5 protein-coding genes are annotated in these 5,825 nt (G+C 47.7%); all 5 read right to left on the bottom strand.

All coding sequences use genetic code 11. The annotated features are described in order from the left end of the window. Positions 1-461: 461 nt before the first annotated feature. The 5 genes from rlmD to rpiA all read right to left on the bottom strand — a co-directional run bounded on the left by rlmD (position 462) and on the right by rpiA (position 5,374). Complete coding sequence (gene rlmD / locus E5983_RS08395; RefSeq protein WP_160333398.1) at positions 462-1,814, bottom strand: 23S rRNA (uracil(1939)-C(5))-methyltransferase RlmD; 1,353 nt, start codon at positions 1,812-1,814, stop codon at positions 462-464. 40 nt (positions 1,815-1,854) lie between these two features. After that, positions 1,855-2,568 carry a purine-nucleoside phosphorylase gene (gene deoD, locus E5983_RS08390; protein ID WP_160333397.1) on the bottom strand — a complete coding sequence of 238 codons (714 nt, stop codon included), beginning with the start codon at positions 2,566-2,568 and terminating at the stop codon, positions 1,855-1,857. Positions 2,569-2,654: 86 nt separating this feature from the next. After that, complete coding sequence (locus tag E5983_RS08385; protein ID WP_160333396.1) at positions 2,655-3,464, bottom strand: purine-nucleoside phosphorylase; 810 nt, start codon at positions 3,462-3,464, stop codon at positions 2,655-2,657. A gap of 13 nt (positions 3,465-3,477) precedes the next feature. Next, positions 3,478-4,689, bottom strand: a complete 1,212-nt coding sequence (locus tag E5983_RS08380; RefSeq protein WP_160333395.1) for a phosphopentomutase — start codon at positions 4,687-4,689, stop codon at positions 3,478-3,480. A 10-nt stretch (positions 4,690-4,699) separates the two neighbouring features. Further along, positions 4,700-5,374, bottom strand: coding sequence for a ribose-5-phosphate isomerase RpiA (gene rpiA / locus E5983_RS08375; RefSeq protein WP_160333394.1), 675 nt, complete (start codon positions 5,372-5,374; stop codon positions 4,700-4,702). Positions 5,375-5,825 lie beyond the last annotated feature (451 nt).

Below are 5,825 nucleotides of genomic sequence, written 5' to 3'. Positions count from 1 at the left end.
GGAGTCGCTATTGGGTTCACCGGTAGCAGGTGCCCTCAGAGGACTTTCACCTCAGATACACGACATGCCCGTCGTACATCAAAAAAGCAAGCGCTTAAATGCACTTGCTTTTTATCTTTTTCACCATTTGTCAACCATTTTTGGGGACCTCTAAAAACTCATACTTATTGTCGCCTTATTTCAAATAAGTAGGTATTCCTATTTGGTAGTGCGGACGTGAGCAGCCTCCTTCGGAGTCTCATCACTAGCTTTTGAGCCAAGGTCTCAAAAGCTCCGCCATCTAGCAGTTGTTTCCAACTGCTGATGGTTCCACTACAGTAGAAATACCTGCTTTTCTTTATTTTCACTCCCTAAGTTTTATGAGGGCACCTCTAAAAATTTATTCACTCTAATACTTCCTCATAATAAAGCAAAAAGACTTGCAATCAAAACTTTTCCTTATCCCTTTCATCCCAAGGTTTCTACTCCTTCACCAACAAGCCCACTACTTCCACATGATGGGTCTGTGGGAACAGATCCACCGGTTGGACTTGTTTGAGCTTATAACCTAGTTCTCCATAGTGTTTGACATCACGCGCCATGGTGGCGGAGTTGCAGGAGATGTAGACGATGCGGTCGGGTTGGACTTGGGCGCTGCTTTGGATAAAGCTTGGGGTGAGGCCTTTGCGGGGTGGGTCGACGAAGATGACGGTTGGGCGGATGCCTTGGTCGAGCCAGTTCTGCATGGCGCTTTCAGCTTGGTCACAGACGTAGGTGACGTTGGTGATACCGTTGGTTTGGGCATTCTTTTGGCTGTCCTCGACGGCTTTGGGAATGACTTCAACGCCGTAGACGTGGTCGACTTGTTTGGCCAGGGAGAGGCCGATGGTGCCGATGCCGGAGTAAGCGTCGATGGCGATGTCGGCTGGCTGGAGATCGGCCATGTCCATGGCTACTTGGTAGAGTTTTTCAGCCATAGGGGTGTTGACTTGGTAGAAGGATTGGGCGGAGATTTCAAAATTGTTGCCCAGCATCTGGTCAGTGATAGTTTCCTTGCCGTAGAGAAGGCGGAATTCCTGGCCGAGGATGGCATTGGTTTTCTGGTCATTGATGTTCTGAATGACCGACACCAGATTCGGAAATTCCGTGGTCAGTTGTTCAATCAGCTGCTCCACGCGAAAGATCTTAGGACGGGTGGTAACCAGTACCAACATCATTTCTCCTGTGTAGTGGGCACGGCGGACCAGGATATTGCGGATCAAACCGGTGCCTTCCTTTTCATCATAGGGCTTCAAGTCCAGGCGGCGTAAGAGATTGCGGGTCGCCAGAATCAGTGCGTCAATTTCTTTTTCTTGAATGTAAAAATCCTCAATGGGGATCAAGTCATGAGAGTTTTTTCTGAAAAAACCGCTTTCCAGTTGTCCCTGGACCCGGCGAATGGGCACGGCAGCCTTATTGCGGTAGGCTAGGGGAGCGTCAGCTGCCAGGGTTGGCGCTACGTCCAGACTGTCGATGCCCGCAATTTTTTTGAGGTTCTGCTGCACCTGCTTTTGCTTGAACAAGAGCTGCTGGTCATAATTCAGATGGCCCAGGTCGGCGATACCAGTCCGCAGATAGGTGACATTGGTGCCCTGGTTACGATGGGGCGAGACTTTTAGCCAGTCTTGAACCTTGCCATAACCGATTTTTTTCGTAACCTTGAGGATCCGCATTTGAATGACCTCGCCAGGGAGGGCATTGTCGACAAAAAAGACACGTCCGTCGACCTTGGCAATCCCTTGCCCTTCATGGCTGAGGTCAACAATTTCTACTTCAACAATTTGATTTTTTTCCAAGTTTCTCTCCTATTAATAAAGTGGAGCCTAAGGCTCCACTTTATGATTCAGCAATTAAGGTTTCCAAACCAACCTTCATCATGTCGGTAAAGGTGTTTTGGCGTTCTTCTGCAGTGGTATCTTCTTCAGGGTTCACGAGGCTATCTGAGATGGTCATGATTCCCAAAGCTTCAACATTGTGTTGGGCAGCTAGGTAATAGAGGGCGGCCGCTTCCATTTCAACTGCTTTGACGCCAAGTTTTCCGAGCTCTAGGTTCTCCTTGAAGAACTTGGAGTAGAAGACATCTGAAGAAAGGACACTACCAACGTGGGTGGTCAAGCCCATGTCTTTGGCAATATGGTAGGCCTTATCAAGTAGGTCAAAACTGGCAATTTGTGGGAAATCATACATCGGCCAGTCATTGCGGATGATGTTGGAGTTGGTTGCAGCTGCCTGGGCCAAGACCAATTCCCGGACATGAACATCGCCAGACAAGGAACCAGCGGTCCCCACACGGATTAATTTTTTAACCCCGTAGTCCACGATCAATTCACGGGCATAGATGGAAATGGAGGGCATTCCCATTCCAGTTCCCATAACACTCACACGGTGACCCTTGTAGGTTCCGGTATAGCCAAACATGTTGCGGACTTGGTTAAACAAAACCGCATCTTCTAAAAAGTTCTCGGCAATAAATTTCGCACGGAGGGGATCTCCGGGGAGTAAAATTTTATCAGCAATTTCGCCGACTTTGGCTTCAATATGGATTGACATTCGTTCTCCTTATCGTAAATCTGAGAGAAGCAGTCCGGCTGGATTCATCCGCCAAACTGCAAATCTCCTGATTCTTTTTATGTGGTTTAAAGTTCAGCTAGGACAGCCTTGACAAAGTTCTTGAAGTTTTCCTTGATGCCTTGGGTCACTTCAACAACTTCCTCATGATTGAGTTCTTCCTGGAAGCCAGCCGCAAAATTGGTAATGGCTGAAATTCCCAAAACCTTCAAGCCAGAATGCGCTGCGACAATAACTTCCGGAACGGTGGACATACCAACTGCGCTAGCCCCCAGAGTGCGGAAGGCACGGATTTCAGCCGGTGTTTCATAGCTAGGACCGGTTACGCCCAGGTAAACACCCTCTTGCAGTTCTAACTCCAATTCTGCAGCGACCTTGCGCGCCCGCGCCCGGTAAGCGCTTGTGTAGGCATCGGACATATCTGGGAAACGGGGACCAAACTCATCGAGGTTTTCACCAATCAATGGGTGTTGGCCGGTCAGATTGATGTGATCCGAAATCAGCATCAAGGAACCTGGGCCAAATTCAATTCCTCCAGCAGCATTGGTCACAATAATCCCAGTCGCACCAAGAGCCTTCATGACCCGAACCGGAAAGGTCACAACTTCCATTGGATTTCCTTCATAGAAGTGGAATCGTCCTTGGAGGGCCAAGACTTTCCGTCCAGCCAAGTCGCCATAAACCAGCTTACCAGCATGGCCAACAACGGTCGACTGTCCCCAGTTAGGAATGTCTGCATAGTCCACGACAATTGCGTTTTCGACTTCTTCGGCTAATTCTCCCAAGCCTGAACCCAAAATCAAGCCAAATTCAGGCGCTGAAATTCCCTTGTCCTGTAGAAAAGCAGCTGTCTCTTTAATCTTATCCATCAATGTCATTCCGTGACTCTCCTTATTTTAATTGATCCAAAAAACTAGATCCAATCATAGATGGCTTCACGCCAAAGTTATCTGCGATTGTCGCTGCCACATCGGCAAAGTTGCCAATCTCGATGTGACCGCTCCCTGCTAGGCTCTTGCTGAACAGCAGGAGGGGTACATATTCACGGGTATGGTCGGTTCCAACAAAGGTCGGATCGTTACCGTGGTCGGCTGTAATCATCAAGAGATCTTTCTCACCCATGTTGGCGATAATCTCAGGGATACGAGCGTCGAACTCTTGCAAGGAATCCCGGTAACCTTCTGGATCCCGGCGATGCCCAAAGAGGGCATCGAAATCCACCAAATTGGTAAAGGATAGTCCCTTGGTAAATTCAGGGTTTTTCAGGGTTTCAACCAACTGATCAACCCCATGCTCATTGGACTGATTGTGGCCCACATCGTGAGAAATTCCGGAACCATTGAAAATATCATTGATTTTTCCAACCGCATAAGTCGGAACGCCAGCTTCCTTCAAGTTATCCAATACAGTTGCGGAGAAAGGAGAAACAGCGTAGTCATGGCGATTGGCTGTTCGGGTGAAATGGCCTGGCTCCCCCACATAGGGACGGGCAATAATGCGGCCCAAGAGGGTTGGCCGGTCCAGGGTGATAGACCGCGCATATTCACAAATCCGGTAAAGTTCTTCTAATGGAATGATGTCTTCATGAGCAGCAATCTGCAAGACCGGATCGGCAGAGGTGTAGACAATCAATTCCCCTGTCTCCATCTGGCGAGGACCGAAGTCATCAATAACAGCTGTTCCTGAATAAGGCTTGTTGGCCTCACGGATAATCTTCCGACCTGAAAATTCTTCAATTTTTTGCAGCAGGTCTTCTGGGAAACCATCCCAGAAGGTGTCAAAAGGCTCTGTAATGTGTAAGCCCATCAATTCCCAGTGACCCGTCATGGTGTCTTTTCCAAGCGATTGCTCTTCCAACTTGGTTACATAACCGGTTGGATTCTCAACACTAGCGACTGTTTTTAAAGGTTCAGGGCGCTGAATATTCCCCAAGCCCATTTTTTCCATTTCAGGCACCTCAAGTCCAACTGTCTCTGAGATATGCCCAAGGGTATCTGAGCCCGTATCCGGTTCTCCTGCATTAAAGAAATTAGCGGCATCTGGTGCCTCACCAATTCCTACAGAATCCATGACAACCACATGAATACGATCAAATTTTGACATTTTTTCACTCCTATTCTGCATTTAATTCTTTGATGCCATCTTGGCCAGCGACAATCACGCGTTGAACCATCTGATTAAAGAGACCATGTTCAACCACACCAACCATCAAGTCCAATTCCTGGGCTAGGACCAAGGGATCTGGAATCTCATCCAGTTGCAGATCAATGATATAGTTCTGCATATCCGTCTTGAAATACTGGTCCCCATCCATCCGGAAGCTAGGCTTATAACCCGCCCGCTCAAAGCGCCGGAAAACCTGTTGTGCCCCATATTGAACCACTTCGACAGGTAACGGGAAGGCCCCTAGGCACTTGACCAATTTGGACTCATCAACCACCCAAATGTATTCCTTAGTCGGCAAAGCCACCACTTTCTCCATCAAAAGGGCACCGCCGCCGCCCTTGATACCATTAAGGTCTGGATCCACTTCGTCTGCTCCATCGACAGTCACATCCACCTGGTCCACCTCATCAATGGACTTGAGGGGAATTCCCAGTCCCCTAGCCTGATCAGCTGTTCGATGTGAGGTGGTCACTCCCACAATCTCAAGTCCTTCTTCTTGGACACGGCGTCCCAGCTCTTGGACAAAATAATAGGCAGTTGACCCTGTCCCAAGACCAACAACCATGCCGTTTTGCACATATCCAGCTGCGTGAATACCCGCTTGCTCCTTTAATTTTTCCATGGCAATACCTCACACTTCAGTTAGTGCTATTATACCAAAAATTCACGGGCTTTGGTAAGCTGAGTCGGCAAAAGTAGAAATCGCTTCCAGTAGATTCGAAGGCTGTCTGAAAATATTCGAAAACCTTTCGTAATTGTTACAGAAAACGCCTAGGTCATCCAGGCTAGAATCCTGGTTCTATAATAAGTTGTGTGGAAAGTTCAAATTCCATACAGCTTTTTTTGTCATTCAGAGCACAAAAAAAGCAATTCCTGTTAAACTGATAAGTGAACAAAAAAACATCAGAATAGGAATTGCTTTATATGGATTATAATACTCAAAAATTACTCGGAATTCAAGACCTAGACATCACTTTCAAAGAAGACTGGCTTATTTATCGTAAAGATAGACGCAATCGTATGGCTCAAATCATCGAAGGCTCCTTAGAGAAACGCCCAAGTCATTGTCCCTC

It is taken from the genome of Streptococcus danieliae (genome assembly GCF_009767945.1).
In the GTDB taxonomy this organism is placed as follows: domain Bacteria; phylum Bacillota; class Bacilli; order Lactobacillales; family Streptococcaceae; genus Streptococcus; species Streptococcus danieliae.
Note: the sequence above shows the minus strand (reverse complement) of the source record. Positions and strands in the feature narration are given on the sequence as shown.